At 67.6% G+C, this 21564-nt stretch carries 15 protein-coding genes; 5 read left to right on the forward strand and 10 right to left on the reverse strand.

Features of this window, described 5'->3' with window-relative positions; all coding sequences use genetic code 11:
* Positions 1-6 precede the first annotated feature (6 nt).
* Both ACLQ3J_RS09175 and ACLQ3J_RS09180 read right to left on the reverse strand, forming a co-directional pair.
* Positions 7-1815, reverse strand: a complete 1809-nt coding sequence (locus ACLQ3J_RS09175; protein ID WP_425902901.1) for a hypothetical protein — start codon at positions 1813-1815, stop codon at positions 7-9.
* Positions 1812-2894, reverse strand: coding sequence for a magnesium and cobalt transport protein CorA (locus ACLQ3J_RS09180; RefSeq protein ID WP_169621728.1), 1083 nt, complete (start codon positions 2892-2894; stop codon positions 1812-1814). The genes ACLQ3J_RS09175 and ACLQ3J_RS09180 overlap by 4 nt, the downstream gene beginning before the upstream one ends.
* An 81-nt stretch (positions 2895-2975) precedes the next feature.
* On the opposite strand from ACLQ3J_RS09180, the gene ACLQ3J_RS09185 reads away from it, so the two are divergent.
* From ACLQ3J_RS09185 to ACLQ3J_RS09200, 4 genes are all read left to right on the forward strand, one after another.
* Positions 2976-3830, forward strand: a complete 855-nt coding sequence (locus ACLQ3J_RS09185) for a PHP domain-containing protein (protein ID WP_169652615.1) — start codon at positions 2976-2978, stop codon at positions 3828-3830.
* Complete coding sequence (locus tag ACLQ3J_RS09190) at positions 3827-4354, forward strand: hypothetical protein (protein ID WP_425902904.1); 528 nt, start codon at positions 3827-3829, stop codon at positions 4352-4354. Before ACLQ3J_RS09185 ends, ACLQ3J_RS09190 begins: the two co-directional genes overlap by 4 nt.
* A 436-nt stretch (positions 4355-4790) precedes the next feature.
* Entirely contained in the window at positions 4791-5981 is a 1191-nt protein-coding gene (locus ACLQ3J_RS09195) for an NAD(P)-dependent malic enzyme (RefSeq protein ID WP_169621668.1), read from the forward strand.
* A 164-nt stretch (positions 5982-6145) separates the two neighbouring features.
* Positions 6146-6760, forward strand: a complete 615-nt coding sequence (locus tag ACLQ3J_RS09200) for a glycine betaine ABC transporter substrate-binding protein (RefSeq protein ID WP_296551697.1) — start codon at positions 6146-6148, stop codon at positions 6758-6760.
* Positions 6761-6781: 21 nt separating this feature from the next.
* On the opposite strand, the gene ACLQ3J_RS09205 is transcribed toward ACLQ3J_RS09200, so the two are convergent.
* The 4 genes from ACLQ3J_RS09205 to ACLQ3J_RS09220 form a co-directional block, all read right to left on the reverse strand.
* Entirely contained in the window at positions 6782-7384 is a 603-nt protein-coding gene (locus ACLQ3J_RS09205) for a DUF1707 SHOCT-like domain-containing protein (RefSeq protein ID WP_169621670.1), read from the reverse strand.
* 67 nt (positions 7385-7451) lie between these two features.
* Positions 7452-8369: an alpha/beta hydrolase gene (locus ACLQ3J_RS09210; protein WP_169652619.1), complete on the reverse strand. Its 918-nt coding sequence runs from the start codon at positions 8367-8369 to the stop codon at positions 7452-7454.
* A gap of 9 nt (positions 8370-8378) precedes the next feature.
* A complete protein-coding gene (locus tag ACLQ3J_RS09215; RefSeq protein WP_296550990.1) occupies positions 8379-9206 on the reverse strand; it encodes an SDR family NAD(P)-dependent oxidoreductase in 828 nt (275 codons plus the stop codon).
* Complete coding sequence (locus ACLQ3J_RS09220) at positions 9203-10789, reverse strand: flavin-containing monooxygenase (RefSeq protein WP_169652621.1); 1587 nt, start codon at positions 10787-10789, stop codon at positions 9203-9205. The genes ACLQ3J_RS09215 and ACLQ3J_RS09220 overlap by 4 nt, the downstream gene beginning before the upstream one ends.
* 79 nt (positions 10790-10868) lie before the next feature.
* Between ACLQ3J_RS09220 and ACLQ3J_RS09225 the strand changes: the two genes are divergently transcribed.
* Positions 10869-11600, forward strand: a complete 732-nt coding sequence (locus ACLQ3J_RS09225; protein WP_378527342.1) for a TetR/AcrR family transcriptional regulator — start codon at positions 10869-10871, stop codon at positions 11598-11600.
* Between the two features lie 63 nt (positions 11601-11663).
* Here ACLQ3J_RS09225 and ACLQ3J_RS09230 read toward each other — a convergent pair whose 3' ends face one another.
* The 4 genes from ACLQ3J_RS09230 to ACLQ3J_RS09245 form a co-directional block, all read right to left on the reverse strand.
* Positions 11664-15452: a multifunctional oxoglutarate decarboxylase/oxoglutarate dehydrogenase thiamine pyrophosphate-binding subunit/dihydrolipoyllysine-residue succinyltransferase subunit gene (locus tag ACLQ3J_RS09230; RefSeq protein WP_296550993.1), complete on the reverse strand. Its 3789-nt coding sequence runs from the start codon at positions 15450-15452 to the stop codon at positions 11664-11666.
* 204 nt (positions 15453-15656) lie between these two features.
* Entirely contained in the window at positions 15657-19493 is a 3837-nt protein-coding gene (locus tag ACLQ3J_RS09235; protein ID WP_425902908.1) for an ABC transporter ATP-binding protein, read from the reverse strand.
* A gap of 46 nt (positions 19494-19539) precedes the next feature.
* Positions 19540-20319: an ABC transporter permease gene (locus ACLQ3J_RS09240; protein ID WP_378527345.1), complete on the reverse strand. Its 780-nt coding sequence runs from the start codon at positions 20317-20319 to the stop codon at positions 19540-19542.
* Entirely contained in the window at positions 20316-21506 is a 1191-nt protein-coding gene (locus ACLQ3J_RS09245) for an ABC transporter ATP-binding protein (protein WP_425903166.1), read from the reverse strand. The genes ACLQ3J_RS09240 and ACLQ3J_RS09245 overlap by 4 nt, the downstream gene beginning before the upstream one ends.
* Positions 21507-21564 lie beyond the last annotated feature (58 nt).

The raw sequence follows: 21564 nt of genomic DNA on the forward strand, positions 1-21564 counted from the left end.
GGTGCGTCAACGCGGTACGACCACTCCCACCGGCCCCGCACCGACGCACACGCTCATACCGGGGGTAGCGGTGCGAACCTGTAGACCGTCGCCGCCGCCGGGCACCCGCACGTACACCGTGCCCGGACCCTCGGTGACCTCGACGCGAGCCGGTTCCCGCGACGGGAAACCCACCTCGATCTCGCCGTCGGCCGACGCCAGATAGTTCAGCTGGACGGTCCACGTCGCTTCCAGCATCGGCCCGGTCGGCAGCATCGTGGTGGTGCCGGGCACCACGTGACGACCGCATCCCGGTTCGGGGCCCGGATCGACCCAGCGCACCGCCATCAGATCGGCGGGCACGAGTGCCCCCGCCTCGTCGAGGACGCGTAGTTCCGTCGTGCTGTCGCCGATGTCGGACCGGTCGGGGAGCGCGGCGAACACCGATCCCATCAGGTTGTGCGGAAACGTCACGGGAAGGAGGACCCACACCGAGACCGGATGGTCGAGTACGGCCACGTCCGGGCGGGAGACCAGACCGGAGCGAGCGTTGTCCAGGTACTCGCCGGTCGGATTATCGGTCCAGCTTCGGGTGAAGGTCACTGTGGACCACAGGGAACCGACGGCGAACGTTGCTGCGGCCACGGCCGCGACCGCCCGCACCACAGTCGTGGGGATCGCCGGCGCATCCGGCCGGGGTGGCGCCCGCAGGATCAGTGCGGCCGCGACAGCGACGACGACAGCGGAGTCGGCGAAGTACCGCAGCGTCTGGGCGAGTTCGTATGTGGTGCCGGGCCCGAATCGGGTACTGATCATCGCGACCATCGATGCCGCGACGTATGCGCCGGTCGCGGCCCAGACGAATCCGGTGCGCTGCCGTGTCCGCAGGCTCCATGCGAGCGCGCCGGCGAGCGCGGCCCAGGCCACGACGACGAGCACTACCGGTGGGTCCGCCCACGGCGGTCCGGGGTTCCACCGGTCCCACTGCCACGGGCCACCGACCAGGGAGGGGAGCAATCCGTACGACAGGCCGTGGTGGCTCAATCCGAGCGCCATGTCGGCGGTCGGTACGCCGAACCGTGATTCGACCGTGGAGACGTAGAGACCGCTCCACACCGCGAGCACGACCGCCGAGGCGAGCCACAGCGGTGCCGCCTGCTGCAACGCGGTCCGCACCGGCCGGCGCTGCCCGTCGACGCGGTAGGTGAGGGCGAGCACGGTGAACGCGACGAACGGAACGAGGATCGCCTTCTCGAAGAACATCAACGCGAGGGCCGTGACGAGTACGCCGCTCACGAGATACCGGCGCCGGCCGGAGCGGGCGTACCGAAGGGCGTCGCCCGCGACCCAGGCGAGAGCCGCCTGCATCGGTAGCGAATTGAGTGCCGCCGCCCACCATGCGAACGCAGGCAGGGTCAGCGGGGTGAACAGGTAGAACAGGAGAGGCGCCCAGAGTGCGCGCCGTGCACCGAGCAACAGCCACAGCACGCGGAGCACCGCGAGCGAGGCGAGTGCCTGCGCCAGCACGAGAGTCACCGCGGCAGGCCACCACTGCAGCGGGGCGATCATGGTGGCGAGCCCTGCGACGAGAAACGCGCCGGGCATGAGATGGCCGTCGTGGTCGTACCGCAGGAAGGACTCCGACAGCAGCGACTCGGTGCCGGCCCGCCCGATGAGGATCAGGTCGTCCCAGTAGAACTCGCTCGTGACCGCGATCGCGGTCCGGAGCGCCACCTGCGCAGCGATCAGCGCGAGGGCGACGACCAGGACGATCCGGCCCCGGTCGTGCTGCGCCGCAGGACTTCCCGGCCCGCGTTCGAAAAGTGCGGTCGTCACAGCCACTTGTTGCGTCGGAACGTGACGAACAGTCCCACGGTGATGACGACGATGACACCCCACACGAGGAAATAGCCGTAATCCCAGTGCAACTCGGGCATCTTGTCGAAGTTCATTCCGTAGATACCGGCGATCATCGTAGGCACCGCGGCGATCGCGACCCACGCCGAGATGCGTCGCATATCTGTGTTCTGTTGCACGGTGACCTTCGCGATGGCCGCGTCGAGCAGCGTGCCGAGAGTCTCGTCGAACGCGGCGATGCGGTCGGAGACGGTGGTGTGGTGGTCGGCGACGTCACGGAAGTAGCGGCGCACGTCCTTCGGCACAGGGTTGCCCGGCGACCGGATGAGTAGCTGCAACGGTTCGGCGAGCGGGACGACCGCGCGTCGCAACTGCACGATTTCGCGCTTGAGGAGGTAGATCTGTTCGACCGCGATATGTGTGTCGGGGGTGAAGACGAGTTCTTCGAGATCGTCGACGTCGGGTTGCACGGCGGTGGTGACCGCGAGATAGGAATCGACGACGTGGTCGGCGATCGCGTGCAGCACCGCGGCGGGACCGAGCATCAACCGCGCCGGATTCTTCTCGAGCCGGCTGCGCACCCGGGAGAGTTCGGAATGGTCGCCGTGTCGCACGCTGATGATGAAGTCCGGCCCGGTGAACAGCATGATCTCGCCGGTTTCGACGATGTCCTTGGTCGTGGTCACGCTCTCGTGCTCGATATAGCTCACGGTCCGCAGAACCAGGAACAACAGATCGTCGTAACGCTCGAGTTTGGGGCGCTGGTGCGCGTGGACCGCGTCCTCCGCCATCAGTTCGTGCAGGCCGAACGTCCGGGCCACGCTCGTCATCTGCTGTTCGTCCGGTTCGTGCAGGCCGAGCCACACGAATCCGTTTCCGCGGCGACGCACTTCGGCGAGCGCCTCGGAGTGTGTGTACTTGCCCGGTTCGCGCCGGCCGTCGATATAGACCGCGCAGTCCACCACGGCCTGTTCGGTGGGCACCGGTGGGGGCGGCCCGGCCGCCTCGGGTGGTGCCACCGAGATGTGCCGATCCGATCGGGAGGGCAGGTTCGCCATGGTCTCCCTCCCTCCGTTGTGGTCGAGCGGCACGAGATGTCGCGCCGTCATGTTAGTCGCCACACCTGACAGACTGGTGACGTGCGCATAGATCTGCATTCCCACTCCACCGCGTCCGACGGCACGGACAGTCCGTCCGCGCTGGTTCGCGCGGCTGCCGAGGCAGGACTGGACGTGGTGGCACTGACCGACCACGACACCACCACCGGATGGGACGAGGCGGCCGCGGCGACGCCGTCCGGACTGCGACTCGTGCGCGGGATGGAGATGTCGTGCACGGGGCGCGGTGAGGATGGCGCGCCTGTCGCGGTGCACCTGCTGGCGTATCTGTTCGACCCGGACGACCCGGACTTCGTGGTCGAACTCGGGCGGTTGCGCGGGGAGCGCGTGTCGCGGATCAGGACGATGGCCGAGCGCATGGCCGACGACGGGCTCCCGATCGATGTCGACGCGGTCCTCGCACAGGCGGGGCCGGCGGCGGGCCGGCCGCATCTCGCCCGTGCGCTCGTCGACGCCGGGGTGGTGGCGACGGTGGGAGACGCATTCACCGAACTGTTGTCGCCGCGAGGCCGCTATTACGTGTCGAAAGCGGACACGCCGCTCGCGGACGCGGTGCGGATGGTGACGGCCGCGGGCGGTGTCACCGTGATCGCGCACGCTCGTGCGCGCGCACGCGGGCGCCTGCTGGCCCTCGACCACATCGAGGAACTCGCGGAGATCGGCCTGGGCGGACTCGAAGCGGATCACCCGGACCACAGCGACGCGGATGCCCGGTTGATGCGCGACATGGCTGAACGCCTGGGGTTGTTCGTCACCGGATCGTCGGACTATCACGGACGGAACAAGGACATCGCGCTCGGACGGTTCACGACCGACCCCGGCGCGTACGAAGCTCTGCTCGACAGGGCGAAGGGAGTCGAGGTGGTCGTGGGATGAGGACGTCGGGGACGGGGCATCAGGGCGCCGGACGGGACGACGAATTCGCCGCGGCGCCGGAGCATCACGACAGCCGGGCGTACGACAGGCGGCAGTACGACAGGCGGCAGTACGACAGGCGGCAGTACGACAGCAGGCAGTACGACAGCAGGCAGTACGACAGCAGGCAGTACGACAGGCAGCAGTACGACAACCGGAAGTACGGCAGGGCCGGGCACTCCGGGCACTCCGGGCAGCCGCGTAGGGCATCGTTGCCGGTTCGTGCGGGGCGGGTCGTGTCCGGCGTGGTCGCCGGGGCAGTGCTCGTGCTGGCCGCGGTGGTGGTCGGCGCGCAGTATCTCGGCGGCCAGCGGGGCTTTCCCGGACCGGGCTCGGCTTCGGTGGCGGCCCACGTCGTCGCGGCACTCGTGGCCGTCGGCGCCCAAATCGTCGCCGACCGCGCACGGGGCTTCGCCGCGTTCGCCGCACCCGTTGTGGTCATCGTCACTGCATCGATTCTGTTGATCACGCAGTGGTGGGGCTGAATCGGCGGCGCTCCGGTGCTACCGACCGGTAGCACCGGAGAATCCCCAGGAACCGGGTTGCGCCGTCCCCGGGGTTACCGCAAACTCACAGGTGAGACCACAAAAAGGTGAAACCTTTGCAATCGATGCCGATTTGATTGTTGGTCTGTAAAGGTGGCAAACTCGCCACCACGACCGAGGCCGGAGTCACCCTTCCGGTATCGGAAGAAAGATGGCAGAGCCGCTCGAGGGCTTGTCGCCGAGGCCACCCGCCCCGGCGCCATCGCGCTCCGGAAGACGTACAGCGTTCCACAGCCGTAACCATGATCGCGCGCCGGATGCTTCATCGAATATGTCCTTGGCGGAGCACTGTATCTCCATGTGAAACGCATGAGAGTGCAGTTTCTTCGCAGTAACCGAGGCCAGGACTGGTCTCGGAACACGCAGGAGTGTCATCGTGTCAATTGTGTCTGCTGCACATACCCCCGAGAAGCTCGAGCTGACCGACGAAGAGATCTTCGCAAGCCATGTGGGCGGGAAGCTTTCGGTCGAGCTCGCCGCGCCGCTCGAGACCCAGCGCGACCTCTCCATCGCCTACACCCCGGGCGTCGCCCAGGTCAGCCGTGCGATCGCGGCCGACGAGACGCTCGCCGCGCGCTACACCTGGACGAGCCGGCTCGTCGTCGTCGTGTCCGACGGCACGGCCGTGCTCGGACTCGGCGACATCGGCCCCCGCGCGTCGCTGCCCGTGATGGAGGGTAAGTCCGCGCTGTTCAAGAAGTTCGCCGGGCTCGACTCGATTCCCTTGGTGCTCGACACGAAGGATCCCGACGCGATCGTCGAGACGCTGATCCGGTTGCGTCCCAGCTTCGGTGCCGTGAACCTCGAGGACATTTCGGCGCCGCGCTGCTTCGAGATCGAGAAGCGCGTCATCGAGGCACTCGACTGCCCCGTCATGCACGACGACCAGCACGGCACCGCGATTGTCGCGCTGGCTGCGCTCAAGGGCGCCGTGAAGGTGCAGGACCGTGACATCAAGACGCTGCGCGTGGTCATCTCCGGCGCCGGTGCCGCGGGTGTCGCGTGCGCGAACATCCTTCTCGCCGCGGGCATCGAGGACGTCGTGGTGCTCGATTCGAAGGGCATCGTCTCGTCGGATCGCTCCGACCTGCACCCGATCAAGGCCGACCTGGCTTCTCGTACCAACCCGGCGGATCGTCGCGGCGGTCTCATCGAGGCTCTCGACGGGGCCGATGTGTTCCTGGGCGTGTCCGCGGGCACCGTCCCCGAAGAGATCATCGCGACGATGGCCGACAACGCCATCATCTTCGCGATGTCCAACCCCGACCCGGAGATCCACCCCGACATCGCGCGCAAGTACGCCGCCATCGTCGCCACCGGTCGCAGCGACTTCCCGAACCAGATCAACAACGTGCTCGCGTTCCCGGGTGTGTTCCGGGGCGCGCTGGACGCCGGTGCCCGGCGCATCACCGAGGGCATGAAGCTCGCGGCCGCCGACGCGATCCTCTCGGTCGTCGCCGACGAACTGTCCGTCGACAAGATCGTGCCGAGCCCGCTGGATCCGCGGGTCGAGCCGGCCGTCGCGGAAGCTGTTGCGGCAGCGGCCAAGGCCGAGGGCGTCGCCTGATCCGAGCTGTTCTGTTCGCCGAACGCCCGTCCGGGACTCCGGGCGGGCGTTCGGCGTCGGTGAGAGGAAGCGGTGCTGCGGTGCCTCCCGCCGATGCTGCCGCAACCGGATGGGACGATAGGAGGCGGCCTAGCAACGGGCGAGTTCGAGGAGTGTGACGATCGGTGAAGACACGGATGCTCGGCGTCGCGGCGATGATGGCGACGGCCGCGACACTCGTCGGATGCTCGACCGGCCAGGTCCTGTCGGCGGATTCGGGTCCCGGTGTGCTCACCGTCGGCTCGGGGCAGTCGCCCGACAGCCGGGTTCTCGCCGAGATCTACGCAGCAGTGCTGCGCGGCACCGGGTCGCCCGTGGATACCCGGCTCGGGCTTTCCGAAGGCGAGGATCTGGCGGCGCTGGATTCCGGCGCGGTCGACGTGCTGCCGGAATACATGGGAGGGCTGCTGCTGCGGTTGCAGCCCGGCGCCACTGCGGTCGAGCCGGACGACGTGTTCGAGGAATTGAACAGATCGCTGCCGCAGGGGCTCTCGGTCTCCGATTATGCGGTCGCCGAGCAGCCCGGGTCGGGAGATGCAGGGGACGCCGGAAGCTCCGCGGCGGCCGCGAATGTCGTCCCGCTGATACGCAGCGGTGCACTGACACCGGAGCAGGTGAAGGCGCTGAACGTGGTGGCAGGGGAGCTCACCACGGACGAACTCGCCGAGATGGGGGACGCGGTGCGACGCGGGGAGCTCGAACCCGGCCGCGCAGCGGACGATTGGCTCGCCGCGCGCTGAGACTCAGGCCGAGGGCGGGCCTCACTTCTCTCGTTTGCTGTCGCCGCTCTCGAGCTGCCGGATCCGTTCCGCCGCTTCCCGCAGGCGCGCTTTGCGCTCATCGGCGCTCGATTCCTTGAGCTCCTCGTAGAGCTCTTCGTCCTCGTCGCTGAAACCCAGGATCATGCGGGGCACACTCAGCGTGACGATCAGCGACGGCCATACCACCCAGGCGTACTCCCAATCGACGATCATCTGCAGCACGAGAAACGTCATCAGGGTGATGCCGATGATGATCCAGTCGAGAGACTCGACGACGCTTCCCCGTTGGCGCAGCGAGACGAGTTCGGTTTCCGGATCGGTGGGTGCGGGCGCATCGTTCGGGCGCACCGCCGGAACGGATGCGGACCCGTCGACCACCCGGACATGCCCGTCGGCGATTTCCAGCGGTACACCACCCGGAAGGCCGTCGAAGGCCGGCCGGGCGGCGGACAGGCTGCGTGCCTGCGCGACCCAGCCGGATCGGTCGTAGAACTCCGACGAGTCGAGCCGGCCTGCGGCGTAGTGCTCACTCAGGACGTTGAGCGCGTGCAGACGCTCGCTATCGCTGAGCAGGATGTCCGGGGTGTTCGGGTCGTCCGTCATGAGATCCACCGTCCGGTCGAATTGTCGGATCTCAACTATAGAATTAATCGGCTCTTCCGGTCGACCGTCAGTCGTGTGTGCCTGCCGGTGCCGCACCGGACATGTGCCGTCGCAGGAACGTTCCGACATCGTCCACCGCCTCGGCCGCCTCGCGTACGAGTCCGGCCTGCAGGTGCGCGACGTGCCACAACTCGGGCTGTTCGGTGTACTCCAGATCGACGCCCGCCGCACGCAGCTTCTCCGCGAACTCGGAGATCTGCGGGTACAGCACTTCCCTCACGCCCACCTGGATCAGCGTAGGGGGGAGTCCCGTGAGGTCTCCGTGCAGCGGCGCGTAACCGGGATCGGCCGGGTCGCCTGTGCCGAGGTAGGCCTCGGCGGACGAGAACGCCCAAGCGGTGTTGACGACGACGTCCCGGTCGAACGGCACGGTGCGGGAGCCCGGATCGACCCACGGCGACAGCAGGCCCAGCGCTGCCGGTGTGACGCCGTGCCGGTCGATGAGCCGGCGCGCGGTGGCGACCGACAGGCCGCCGCCCGCGGAATCACCGGCGAGCGGGGTGGTCGCCGCATCTGCGCCGTGCTCGGTGATCAGATCGATGTACGCGGCCACCGCGTCGTCGAGAGCGGCCGGGTACGGGTGTTCCGGAGCGAGGCGGTAGTCGAGTGCGTACACCACCGATCCGGTCGCGGCCGCGAGATGCGCGACCAGCGATCGGTGGGTGGCGGGGGAGGCGCAGGTGTATGCGCCGCCGTGCAGATACAGCACCGCTGTGGGTCGCTCCGTCGCCCCTACCGTGACCCGTTCGGCGGGTCGTCCGCCGAGCGTGACCTTCCGGACGACGGTGCCCTCCGGCAACGGCTGGATCGGTGCGGCGGCTTCGAGCAATCGCCGCTGCACCGAGTACGGCAGCCGCGCGTTGAGAGTGAGCCGGTAGAGGGGACGCAGGGTCGTCCGCACGAGGCGCAATGGAAGCTGTGGCATCGGCGCAGCCTAGTTCTTGGGCATGATGCGACCCGCAACCGTCGCTACGACACGCTGGTAGGACGGACCGACGATCCGGACCCAGCCGTCGAGCAACTTGGCGTCGGCGCCGATGAGCACGCGGGGGCGGTTCTTCCGGACGCCCCGGAGGATCGTCTTCGCGGCAGCCTCCGGGGTGGTACGGGCGAGTTTGCTGTCGAAGAACTGCGCGAAGCTCTGCTGGTCGTCGCCGTCGGGCACTGCCGCGTTCCGTGCGATGGCGGTCTTGATGCCGCCCGGGTGCACGCAGGTCACGCGGACAGGATGCTTGGCGATCAGCATTTCCTGGCGCAAGGATTCGGTGAATCCGCGAACCGCGAACTTGGCGGCGTTGTATGCCGTCTGGCCGGGGATGCCCAGGAGGCCGAACAGGCTCGAGACGTTGATCAGGTGCCCGTCTCCGGATGCGATCAGGTGCGGCAGAAAGGCTTTGGTGCCGTTGACGACGCCCCAGAAATCCACATCGACGATCCGTTCGATGTCCTTGAACTCGGACCGTTCGAACTCACCGTGATAGGCGATCCCCGCGTTGTTGTACAACTGGTTGACCTTGCCGAAGCGGGCGACGACGGCGTCGGCGTACGCGTACACAGCTTCCCGCTGCGTGACGTCGAGGTGATCGGACTTCACCTCGGCACCGAGACTGCTTGCCAGGCGCGCGGTTTCCGCGAGACCCACCGTATCGACGTCGGACAGTGCGAGTGCGGCGCCCCGACCGGCGAGGTCGACGGCGAGCGCCCGCCCGATTCCGGATGCGGCTCCCGTGATGACGACGACCCGGCCCTCGAATTCGCTCACTGGAGTGCAGCCTTCCTGGATGCGGGCGCGGTGCGCTCGGTGGTGGTGCCGGCGGATTCGACGGCTTCGGCAGGTGCCGGGAGATCGGACTCGGCCACGCTACGGTACGCGTCGAGGTCGAAATGCTTGGTGATGCGGCGGAATTCGAAAGTGAAACCGGGCCAGAGCGTCGTGTTGTTGCCGTGCTTGTCGAGGTACCAGCTAGCGCAGCCGCCGTTGTTCCACACGCTGTTCTTCAGTGCGTCCTGGATTCCCCGGTTGTACTCGTCCTGGGCGTCCTGGCGCACTTCGACGGTGCCGAGACGATGCCGATCGATCGTGTCGATCGCGTCGACGAGATAGTTGAGCTGCGACTCGATCATGTACACCATGGACGTGTGCCCGAGGCCGGTGTTGGGGCCGACGAGGAAGAACAGGTTCGGGAACCCCGCGACCGTGGACCCCTTGTATCCCTGCATGCCGGTTTCGTCGAATACGTCTGCGAGAGAGCGACCGTCCTTGCCGAAGATCCCCGCGAACATCGGGGAGTCGGTGACGTGGAATCCGGTGGCGACGACGATCGCGTCGACCTCGCGGGTGGTGCCGTCCTTCGTCACGATGCCGTCGGTGGTGACCTCGGCGATGCCGTCGGTGACCAGGTCGACGTTCGGGCGGTCGAGTGCCGGGTAGTAGTTGTTGGAGATCAGCATGCGCTTGCAGCCGATTCCGAAATTCGGGGTGACCTTGCGCCGCAGTGCGCGATCGGAGATGCCCCGGCGGATCTGCGCCCTCGCGGCGAGTTCGAGCGGCTTCATGAAGACGGGTGCCTTGGCGAGCCCGACCACCTGTGTTTCCCGCATGAGGTACTGCAGGGTGCGTGAGAGTCGCTGGAAGCCGGGAATGTACCGGAAGGCGAACTTTTCGGCCTTCGTGTATTCGCGGTCGGCGCGGGGGAGGACCCACGGCGCGGTGCGCTGGTACACGTCGAGGTGCGCGACCGTGCCGGCGATGGCGGGCACGATCTGGATGGCAGACGCGCCGGTCCCGATGACGGCAACCCGCTTACCGGTGAGGTCGGCGTCGTGGTTCCACCGGGCGGAGTGGAAGATCTCGCCACCGAAGCGGTCGATTCCCGCGATGTCGGGAAGCGAGGGTTCGCACAGGGCGCCGACCGCGGAGACGAGGTTCTTGGCGCTGAAATCGCCACGGGTGGTGCGCACGTCCCAGCGGTGCGTGTCGCCGTTCCAGTGTGCGTCCTGGACGTCGCAGCCGAACACGGTGCGCCGGCGGACCTCGTACTTGTCGGCCACGGAGGTGATGTACGCCTGGATCTCGGGCTGGGGCGAGAACGAGCGTGTCCATCCGGGATTGAGTGCGAACGAGTAGGAGTAGAGGTTCGACGGCACGTCGCACGCGGCACCGGGATAGGTGTTGTCGCGCCAGGTGCCACCCACCTCGGCCGCGCGTTCGAGGACCAGGAATTCCTTGCCGGCCTGCGAGAGCTTGATGGCGGCGCCGAGTCCGGCGAACCCACTGCCGATGATCAGCGTATCGATCCGGCGGGTGCTCTCACCGGCGGAGGTGTCTGTAACCGGAAGACTCATGTATCTGAGATTAAGGGGTCGGCGTGACGTGGTCAATAGGTTGTTGACCATTATTCAATAAGAATGCTTGCATGGAACGGTGAAAGGCAACAGTTCCGTGAAACGAGGGCGGCGAACCCGCCTGAGTCCACAGCAACGCCGTGCTCAACTGATCGAGCTCGGCGTGGAGCTACTCGCCAGTCGCTCCCTCGACCAGATCTCGGTCGAGGACATCGCCGACCGCGCCGGGGTGTCGCGCGGACTGCTGTTCCACTACTTCGGGTCCAAGCACGATTTCCAGGTGGCGGTCGTGCAGCACATCAGCCGCGACATGCTCGAACGGACCGCTCCCGACGAGAGCCTGGATCCGATGGAGATGCTGCGCGGCACCGTCGTCGCGTACGTCGACTACGTCACCGAACGCCCCGCCACCTACGTCTCGATGCTCCGGGGTTCGGTCAGCGGCGACCCCGACATGCGGGCGGTCTTCGAGGAGACTCGGCGCGCCATGGTCGAGCGCACGGTCACGCACCTGCCGAGCATCGGTATCGATGTCGACGCAATGGTCCGCCTCGCGGTCCGCGGCTGGGTGGCGTTCGTCGAGGACATCACGATCGCGTGGCTGCAGGAGCAGGGCATCTCGCCGTCTCCGGCGCACGACCCGGACACCGCGCCGAACCACGACTCCGCACTCACCCGCGAGCAGTTCGTCGATCTGGCGGTCGCCGCGCTTCCTGCGGTGGTGGCGTCGGCTCAGCCGGACTCGATCGGCGGGCTGCCGTCGGAGCCGATCGCCGTCGAAACCTCGCGAGCCGGGCCGGTCGTCCCGTAGGACGAACCGACCCGGCTCGCATGAGAACCGTCAGGCCCCCGTGAGGGACCGCAACGGGGCTTCTTACCGCGTGAAGGCCTTCTCGAGGATCTCCTGCTGTTCGACAGCGTGGACCTTGCTCGATCCCGAGGACGGCGCGGACATCGCGCGACGCGAGATCCGCTTGATCCCGGCCAGCTTCTCCGGGAGCATCTCGGGCAGCGCCAGACCGAAGAACGGCCATGCACCCTGGTTCGCCGGCTCTTCCTGGACCCAGAAGAACTCGGACGCGTTCGGGTACTGCTCGAGCGTCTCCGCGATACGGCGACGCGGCACCGGGTACAGCTGCTCGACACGGACGATCGCGATGTCGTCGCGGCCTTCCTTCTGCTTCTTCGCGAGCAGTTCCCAGTAGATCTTGCCGGAGGTCAGCAGGACACGTTCGACCTTCGAGCGGTCGGCAGATCCGTCCTCGAACGGGACCTCTTCGAGGATGGAACGGAACTTGCCCTCGGTGAAGTCCTCGATGTTGCTGACCGCAGCCTTGTTGCGCAGCATCGACTTCGGCGTGAACACCACGAGCGGGCGGCGGATGCCGTCCAGGTGGTGACGGCGCAGCAAGTGGAAGTAGCTCGCCGGGGTCGACGGCATCGCCACGGTCATCGAGCCCTCGGCGCACAGCTGGAGCCAACGCTCGATACGGCCCGAGGTGTGGTCGGGGCCCTGACCCTCGTGGCCGTGCGGCAGCAGCAGCACGACGTCCGAAAGCTGGCCCCACTTGGCCTCACCCGACGAGATGAACTCGTCGATGATCGACTGCGCGCCGTTGACGAAGTCGCCGAACTGCGCCTCCCACAGCACGAGTGCATCGGGGTTGCCCACCGAGTAGCCGTACTCGAAGCCCAGGCCTGCGAACTCGGTCAGAGCCGAGTCGTACACCATGAAGCGTCCGCCGTTACCGGCCTCGGCGGCGACTGCCGCGAGCGGGCTGTAATCCTCGCCCGTCTTGCGGTCGATCAGCACCGAGTGACGCTGCGTGAAGGTGCCGCGACGCGAGTCCTGGCCGGCCAGGCGCACGAGTGCGCCCTGCTCGACGAGCGAACCGAATGCGAGGAGCTCGGCGTAGGCCCAGTCGATGTGACCCTCGCGCGACATCGTGCGGCGCTTCTCGATCACGGGCTTGACGCGCGGGTGCACGCTGAAGCCGTCGGGCACATCGGCGAACGCGTCGCCGATCCGCTCGAGCACGTCCTTGTCGACAGCAGTCTTCAGACGCGCGGGCGGAGTCTGGTCGAGCTCGACCGATTCGGACGGTTCCGGCTGGTACTTCTCCAGCTCGCGCACCTCGTTGAAGACACGCTCGAGCTGACCCTGGTAGTCGCGCAGGGCGTCTTCGGCTTCCTTGAGCGAGATGTCCCCGCGGCCGATCAGGGCCTCGGTGTAGCTCTTGCGGACGCTGCGCTTGGTGTCGATGACGTCGTACATCGCCGGCTGCGTCATCGAGGGATCGTCGCCCTCGTTGTGGCCGCGGCGGCGGTAGCAGATCATGTCGATCACGACGTCCTTGTGGAACTTCTCGCGGAAGTCCACGGCGAGCTGCGCAACCCACACACACGCCTCGGGGTCGTCACCGTTGACGTGGAAGATCGGCGCACCGATCATCTTCGCCACATCGGTGCAGTACTCCGACGAACGCGAGTGCTCCGGGGCGGTGGTGAAGCCGACCTGGTTGTTGACCACGATGTGCACGGTGCCGCCGGTGCGGTAGCCGCGCAGCAATGCGAGGTTGAGCGTCTCCGCCACGACACCCTGACCTGCGAACGCGGCGTCGCCGTGCAGCAGCAGCGGCAGAACGGTGAAGCCGCTCTCGCCCTTGTCGAGGATGTCCTGCTTGGCGCGAACCAGGCCCTCGAGCACCGGGTTGACGGCTTCGAGGTGCGACGGGTTGGCGGTGAGCGACACCTTGATGTCGTTCTCGCCGAACATCTGGATGTAGGTGCCCTCGGCGCCCAGGTGGTACTTCACGTCGCCGGAGCCGTGTGCGGCGGCCGGGTTCAGGTTGCCCTCGAACTCCGTGAAGATCTGGGAGTACGGCTTGCCCACGATGTTGGCGAGCACGTTGAGGCGTCCACGGTGCGGCATCGCGATGGCGACTTCGTCGAGCTGGTGCTCGGCGGCCTGATCGATGATGGCGTCCATCATCGGGATGACCGACTCGGACCCCTCGAGCGAGAAACGCTTCTGGCCGACGTACTTGGTCTGCAGGAACGTCTCGAACGCCTCGGCGGCGTTGAGGCGGCTGAGGATGTACTTCTGCTGGGCGACCGTCGGCTTGACGTGGTGCGCCTCGACGCGTTCCTGGATCCACTGCTGCTGCTCGGGCTCGAGGATGTGCGTGTACTCGATACCGACGTGGCGGCAGTACGCGTCGCGCAGCACCGACAGGACGTCGCGCAGCTTCATCTTCTGCTTGCCGTGGAAGCCGCCGACATTGAACTCGCGATCGAGATCCCACAGCGTCAGATCGTGGGTGATCACGTCGAGATCCGGATGCGACCGGAACTTGTCGCGGACGAACTGCAGCGGATCGGTGTCGGCCATGAGGTGGCCGCGGCTGCGGTAGGCGGCGATGAGCTCGAGCACGCGGGTGCTCTTGTCGACCAGGCCCTCGGGCACATCCTTGCGCCAGCGGACCGGCTCGTAAGGAATGTGCAGCGTGTGGAAGATCTCGTCGTAGAACTCGTCGGAGATCAGCAGCTGGTGGATGGTCTTGAGGAACTCACCCGACTCGGCGCCCTGGATGACCCGGTGGTCGTAGGTCGAGGTCAGCGTCAGCAGCTTGCCGATGCCCATCTCGGCGATACGGGCATCGGATGCGCCCTGGAACTCGGCGGGGTACTCCATCGCACCGGCACCGATGATCGCTCCCTGGCCGCCCATCAGGCGCGGCACCGAATGCACGGTGCCGATGCCGCCCGGGTTGGTCAGCGAGATGGTGACGCCGGAGAAGTCTTCGCCGGTGAGCTTGCCGTCGCGCGCGCGGCGGACGATGTCCTCGTACGCCGAGTAGAACTGCGCGAAGTTCATCGTCTCGCAGTTGCGGATTGCGGCGACGACGAGCGAACGGGAGCCGTTCTTGCCCGGCAGGTCGATCGCGAGACCGAGGTTGGTGTGCGCGGGGGTGACGAGGTTGGGCTTCCCGTCGATCTCGGCGTAGTGGTTGTTCATGTTCGGGTACGCCTTGACCGCCTGGACGATCGCGTAGCCGAGAAGATGAGTGAACGAGACCTTGCCGCCCCGGGTGCGGGCGAGGTGGTTGTTGATGACGATGCGGTTGTCGAACATCAACTTCGCGGGGACCGCGCGAACGCTGGTGGCCGTCGGGATCGACAGCGAGGCGTTCATGTTCTTCGCGACGGCAGCAGCCGCGCCCCGGAGAACCTTGGTCTCCTCGGACTTCTTGTCGGAAGAGGTGCTCGCCGGCTTCGGAGCAGGCTTGGACGCGGTCGCAGGCTTGGACGCGGTCGCAGGCTTGGCCGGTGCGGCCTTCGCCGGCGCGGCAGCCGGCTTCGCAGCAGAGTTACCGGCGTTGTCGGAGGACTTCGCGGGAGCCTTGGTAGACGAGGCGGACGCCTTCGGTGCTGCGGGTGCAGCAGCCGGGGCAGTCTTGGTGGCGGAGGGCTGAGTGGACTTCTCGGGGGTCTTCACCTCGGCGCCGTTGGAGCCTCCGGCCACGTGTGCCTCGGGAGAATAGTCGGTGAGAAACTCGTGCCAGCTCTCGTCCACGGACGACGGATCGTCCTGAAACCGCTGGTACATCTCGTCAACCAACCACTGGTTCTGTCCGAACTGTGATGTAGAGCTGCTGCTCACGGCAGTTGTTCGCCTCGTTTCTTTCTTCGGTACCCGATCGGAGCGCCTATGCATATGAGGCTAGCTGGTGGGTGTGTGACGATCCGAACTGATCATCCATGCCCGAGAGCCACCTCACAATCTGAGTCGACGGGGTCACCATCGACGACGGTTCTCGACCGCCGATTATTCCCTCAATCGTGCATCGCCGCAGAACGGACCCCGTTACAAATGCGAGGACTCACGTGTGATCTGTGACGAAGACGGGTGTACGACGCCGTCGCCCACCGTCTCCGGCACGAGCGCTCCGCTGGCGAGTTGCCACAACGTGGTGTACAGACCGCCCGCACGACGCAACGTCTCGTGGGGTCCGGCTTCGACGATCCGTCCGCCGTCGACCACCACGACGAGATCGGCGCGCGCTGCCGTTGCGAGGCGATGCGCGACGACGACCGCGGTGCGCGAACTCGTGACGGTCGCCCCTGCCTCGAGCACCGCGCGTTCCGTGGCGGGATCGAGGGTCGCGGTCGCCTCGTCGAGCAGCAACAGGTCGGGGTCGACCAGTTCCGCGCGGGCGAGCGCGATGAGCTGGCGCTGCCCCGCGGACAGTCCTTGCCCGCGCTCACCGACGGGATGGTGCATACCGCCGCTCAGCCCGGCGATCATGTCCAGAGCACCGACGGCCCCGGCCGCACTCTCGATGCGCTCGCGACTCGACTCGGGCCGGCCGTAGGCGATGTTGCTCGCGATGGACCCGGTGAACAGGTGCGCCTCCTGCGGCACCACGCCGAGCCTTGCGCGGTAGTCCGGCAGGCGGTAACGCCTCACATCGGTCCCGTCGACGCGCACCGCACCGGAGGTGGGGTCGTAGAACCGCGCCAGCAGTTTGACGACCGTCGACTTTCCGGCGCCGGTGCGGCCGACCAGCGCCACGGTCGCGCCCGCGGGAATGTCGAGATCCACGTCGGTGAGCGCATCGCTGTCGGCGCCGCTGTACCGGAACCCGACGCCGCGAAGGCTCACGTCGCCGTGCAGGTGACCGGAAATGGGAACGTCCCCGGTCGGCCCGGTTTCGAGGGAACTCTCGGTGCGCAGAAGGTCGCCGATGCGGCGGAGCCCGACGCGGGCCTGCTGGTAACCGTCGAACACCTGCGACAACTGCTGGATGGGAGCGAAGAGCAGGTTCAGATAGAGCACGAAGGCGATGAGCACACCGGGAGTGGCAGCACCCGACGCGACCTCGCGCGCGCCGACGAACACGACAGCCGCCAGCGCGAGGTCCGAAAGCAGCGAGATGAAGGGGAAGTACAGCGAGATCGCTCGCTGCGACCGCATGCGGCTGCGACGGTACGAGTCGGCACGCTCGGCGAACAGCCGGGCCGCGTTCTCCTCACGGCGATAGGCCTGCGCGGCCCGCAGACCCGTCACGTTCTCCTGGAACATCGCGTTGACCTGCGATATACGTTCGCGGGACTGCGCATATGCATCGCGTGAGACAGCCCTGAACCAGAACGTCACCGCGATGAGGACGGGGATCGCCGCCAGAACGACGAGGGCCAGCGACCCGTCGGTCACGATCAGCGCGACGGAGATGCCCGTCAGCGTCAGCACGCTGACCACCGCGGTCGACAGACCTGTCTGGATGAACTGGGACAGCGCATCCACGTCCGTCGTCATGCGCGTCATGATCCGGCCCGACAGTTCCCGTTCGTAGTAGTCGAGTCCCAGTCTCTGCAGATGCGCATAACTGCGGACGCGCAGTCCGAACAGGACCCGCTCGCCGGCCCGGGCGGTCAGGATCGTCAGGATCGCCACCGCCGCCCAGCCGAGCAGCGCGAGGACTGTGCCCGCGAACGCCGCTTCCCACAGCGCCTGCGGGTTGCCGGGCGTCACGCCGCGGTCGACGGCGAATCGCACGATCGTCGGAAACGCGATTCCGATGAGCGACTCGACCGCCAGGCACACTGCCACGGCGGCGAGCAACAGCCGCACCGGCCGCAGGGTGGTCCACAAGCGGAACTCGGGATCCGGTCGGCGCAGCGCATCCGAACGCAATGCCGGGGCGTCACCCGGGGTCTCGGTAGCCGGTGGCAGTGCGGCCACGGCTGCGCGCAACTCCGGTGTCGGAGCGACGGCGCCGAGTGCGCCGCTGCCCGGTCCACCGCCTCCGGGGCCGCGTGGAGCGGGCGGTGCCCCGGTGGCCGCCGGTGTGGTGGCCTCGGGCTCGAATTCCGTGGGCCAGAGGACATGGGCGTCGAGGGGCTCCGGCTCGCCGGGCAGGTCCTCGTCGAGAACCTCACTGCTCGACAGAAGCCGCCGGAACACGGGACTGCGTGCGTCGAGTTCGTCGGCGGTGCCCACGCCGACGATCCGGCCACCGTCGAGCACCGCGACGCGGTCGGCGAGAGCCAGCGTGGAGCGGCGGTGGGCGAGCACCAGGGTGGTGCGCTGGGGCTGTGCCCGGAGCGCGGCGTAGATCGCGGCTTCGGTTTCCGCGTCCACCGCGGACGTCGCATCGTCGAGAATCAGGACACGCGGGTCGACGAGCAGAGCCCGGGCGAGTGCGACGCGCTGTCGCTGTCCGCCCGACAGCGTCAGGCCCCGTTCGCCGACGACGGTGTCGTACCCGTCGGGCAGCGCCTCGATGAACTCGTCCGCCCGTGCCGCCGTGGCGGCGGCGCGGATCTCCTCGTCGGTCGCATCGGGACGACCGAGCGCGATGTTGGAGGCGACGGTGTCGGAGAACAGGAACGGTTCGTCGAAGACCAGGCTCACCGCCGAACGCACGTCGGCGGCGCGCAGCGATGCGACGTCGACGTCCTCGCCGTTCGAGGTCACGCACACCGATCCGGCGTGAGGCGCGTAGAACCGCGGGACGAGCAGCGACATGGCGGTTTTGCCGGAACCGGCGGGGCCGACGACCGCGACGGTCTCGCCGGGGGACAGTTCGAGGTCGACACCGCGCAGGACATCGCGGCCGGGTTCGAAACCGAAGGTGACGTTGCGGAACGCCAGTCCGAGCGGACCCTCGGGGAGGGTCGCAGGATGCGGGGGATCGGCGACATCGGGCTCGGTGTCGATCACTTCGTACACACGCTCGACGGCCGCGCGGGAGAGTTGCGCCATGATCACGACCTGGGCGAGGGTCCGGGTCGTCGCGGTGGTCGTTGCGACATAGGCAGTGAACGCGACGAACGTACCGACGGTGATCGTGCCTTCGAGGGCGAGCCAGCCGCCGATCGCAATGGTGGCTACCAGTCCCAGCTGGGGGATGGCGCCCATCGGTGCGGCGAACCGGGAGTTCACCCGGGCCGCGCGCAATCGTTCGGCGTAGAGCCGGCGCCCGTGATCCTCGAGTTGATCGACCGCCCGGCTTTCCTGTCCGAAACCTTTGACCACCCGCACGCCGGTGACCGTTTCCTCGACGTGCTGTGCGAGATCCGCCGCGCGCTGCTGCGCCGACCACGTGGCCGCGAACAGTGTGGGACGGACGACGCGGACCACCGTCACGATGATCGGCACCGCCACCACCGCGACGAGTGTGAGCAGCGGGGACAGCGCGAGCATGATCACGACGGAGAGAACGAACTGCAACAGCGCACCCGCGGACATCGGTACGAGTGCGAGCAATCCCTGGACGAGTTGCAGGTCCGTGATCGACCGGGACACCACCTGGCCGGTCCGGATCCGGTCCTGTCCGTGACCGTCGAGCCGTTGCAGCGATCCGAGCAGCCGTAGCCGAAGGTCGTGCTGGACGTTCAGAGACAAGCGTCCGGCGAGCATGCGCCGGCCGTACTGGCATCCGAACCGGACGACCGCACCGGCAGCGATCGCACCCGCGGCCAGCCCGATCAGTCGCGTGTCGTCCGGGGCGACGTCGCCCTGTCCGGTCGCACTGTCGAGGGCGACCTTCGTCAGCAGCGGGAACGCGATATCGATCAGTGCAGCGACGATCGTGACCGCGAGAGCCCCCAGCGCCTGAGTGCGGTGGCGCAGGGCTTCGCCTCCGAGCCGGCGTATCCAGCCGGTCGGAGGCGACTCCGGTGCGGTGAGGTGTGCCATCCGATCGACACTATCGCCGCCCGGCGACACCGGTGAGCGCGCGGGGTCAGACGAAGTCGCGATTGCGGGTCCGCCACCAGCCGAGGCCACAGAACAGCACCGTCCAGAGAATCAGGACGAGGGGTGCGAGCGGCCACCGCACCGCCATCTCGACGTCGTCCGGCATTTCGACCACCGAGAACAGCGTGTACCAGGTGACCTGTCCGGGCAGGTACTGCGCGATCGCGCCCAGCCCGATCCCGTGCAGGACCAGCGAGACGATCAGTTCACCGAACGGGATCCACGCGCAGATCGCGAGAACGGAACCCGTCATCGAGCCGGTGAGCAGTCCGACTCCCGCGCCGATCAGCGCCCACAACACGGCGCAGAGCAGACCGGTGCCGAGGACCGCGCCGACCGTTCCGAAATCGGCACCGCTGAACCCGCCGCCGAACAACAAGATGGTCAAGGCGGAGATTGCTTCGGCGACGAGGCAGTACGCCAGACCGAAGATCGCGACGACCGCCAGCTTTGTTGCGAGAACCCGGTCGCGGCCCCGCGTGGTGAGGAACGTCGTGATCACCGTGCGGTGCTGGAATTCGCTGCCGGTGTTGACCACCCCGAACAATGCCGCGAAGAGGAACACCAGTGCCAGGGCCAGTGAGATGCCCACTGCCGCTGCGGCGGCCTCCGCGAAGTCCTCACCGACCACGTCTTCGAGTTGACGCATCACCGGCAGCGTCAGCGCCCCGCAGAACAGTCCGACGAGGAGCGGAGCGATGCCGAGAATCCACCAGTAGCGCAGGCTCAGTACCTTGCGGAACTCGGCGGTCAGGAGCGCGGTCATGCGGAGGGTCCTTCTGATCCGGTCGGCTGTTGCTGCGGTGGGCCGTAGTACTGCTGTGGCGGGTTCGGCTGGGCGGGATACGGCTGCGGGGGGTACGGCTGCGGGGGGTACGGCTGCGGCGCGTACTGCTGGTGGGGCCCGGGGTGCTGGGGATTCGCGTATTGCGGCGGGGGAGTGATCTGCGCGGGTCCCGGATACTGCTGGTAGCCCGGGTACTGCTGGGCCGGGTGCGGCGGCTGTCCCCAGCCGGGGCCGTTCCACGGGCCGCCGGGTCCGGGGTGCGTAGCCGTGTAGCGACCGGCGGTCATCGACAGGTACACCTGCTCGAGGTCGACACTTTCGACGGTCGTGCCGAAGAGGGTGACCTGTGATTCGGCGGCGAGCGTGGTGATCCGGTCGACCGAGAGGCCCACGACCGCCAGACGCCCGTCGGGCTGGACCTGCGCGTCGGTGTGCCCGGCCGCGGCGAGGGCGGTGGCGAGCCGGGCAGGGTCCGATGCCGCCACCAGGACACGTGGCCGGTACGTCGCGCGGAGTTCCTCCATGCTGCTCGCGGCCACCAGTGCTCCGTTGCTGATGATGACGAGGTGGTCCGCCATCTGTTCGACCTCGCGCAGGATGTGGCTCGAGATCAGCACGGTCCCGCCGTTGCGGGCGTAGGAGACGAGGAAATCGCGTAGCCAGGCCATGCCCTCGGGATCGAGACCGTTGGCCGGTTCGTCGAGGACCAGGTACCGCGGCTGCCCCAGCAGCGCGGTCGCGAGCGCGAGGCGCTGCCGCATGCCGAGCGAGAACTCACCGATACGGCGCTTCGCAGCGGGCGCCAGGCCGACCAGGTCGAGCATCTGGGTCGCGCGGGTGTCGGGAACCCCGATTGCCGCGCAGTACACGCGCAGGTGTGTCAGAGCCGTGTGTTTCGGGTGTGCGCTGCGCGCGTCGAGTACCGCGCCCACGATCTGTGCGGGGTGCTCGAGGTCTGCGAACGGGACACCGTCGACGAAAGCGGCTCCGGAGGTCGGGCGGATGAGGCCGAGCACCATGCCCAGCGTGGTCGTCTTACCGGAACCGTTGGGTCCGAGAAAACCGGTGACGGAACCGGGAGGAACCGTGAAACTCAGGTCCGCCACCGCGGTGTGAGTGCCGAACGCCTTGGTCAGTCCTTGGACGACGATCCCCGCGGGCGGCACAGACGGCTGCCCACCGAATCCTGCACCGCCGTACGGCGTGTGCGCTGACGGTGTTGTC

It is taken from the genome of Rhodococcus sp. DT1 (assembly GCF_049844875.1).
Classification (GTDB): domain Bacteria; phylum Actinomycetota; class Actinomycetes; order Mycobacteriales; family Mycobacteriaceae; genus Rhodococcus.

What these genes read in the sequence shown, in the direction of transcription:
- ACLQ3J_RS09190 (WP_425902904.1), top strand. Translation starts at nt 3,827, where the DNA reads ATGAGGACGTCGGGGACGGGGCATCAGGGCGCCGGACGGGACGACGAA.
- ACLQ3J_RS09210 (WP_169652619.1), bottom strand. Translation starts at nt 8,369, where the DNA reads ATGCCACAGCTTCCATTGCGCCTCGTGCGGACGACCCTGCGTCCCCTC.
- ACLQ3J_RS09205 (WP_169621670.1), bottom strand. Translation starts at nt 7,384, where the DNA reads ATGACGGACGACCCGAACACCCCGGACATCCTGCTCAGCGATAGCGAG.
- ACLQ3J_RS09220 (WP_169652621.1), bottom strand. Translation starts at nt 10,789, where the DNA reads ATGAGTCTTCCGGTTACAGACACCTCCGCCGGTGAGAGCACCCGCCGG.
- ACLQ3J_RS09235 (WP_425902908.1), bottom strand. Translation starts at nt 19,493, where the DNA reads ATGGCACACCTCACCGCACCGGAGTCGCCTCCGACCGGCTGGATACGC.
- ACLQ3J_RS09240 (WP_378527345.1), bottom strand. Translation starts at nt 20,319, where the DNA reads ATGACCGCGCTCCTGACCGCCGAGTTCCGCAAGGTACTGAGCCTGCGC.
- ACLQ3J_RS09180 (WP_169621728.1), bottom strand. Translation starts at nt 2,894, where the DNA reads ATGGCGAACCTGCCCTCCCGATCGGATCGGCACATCTCGGTGGCACCA.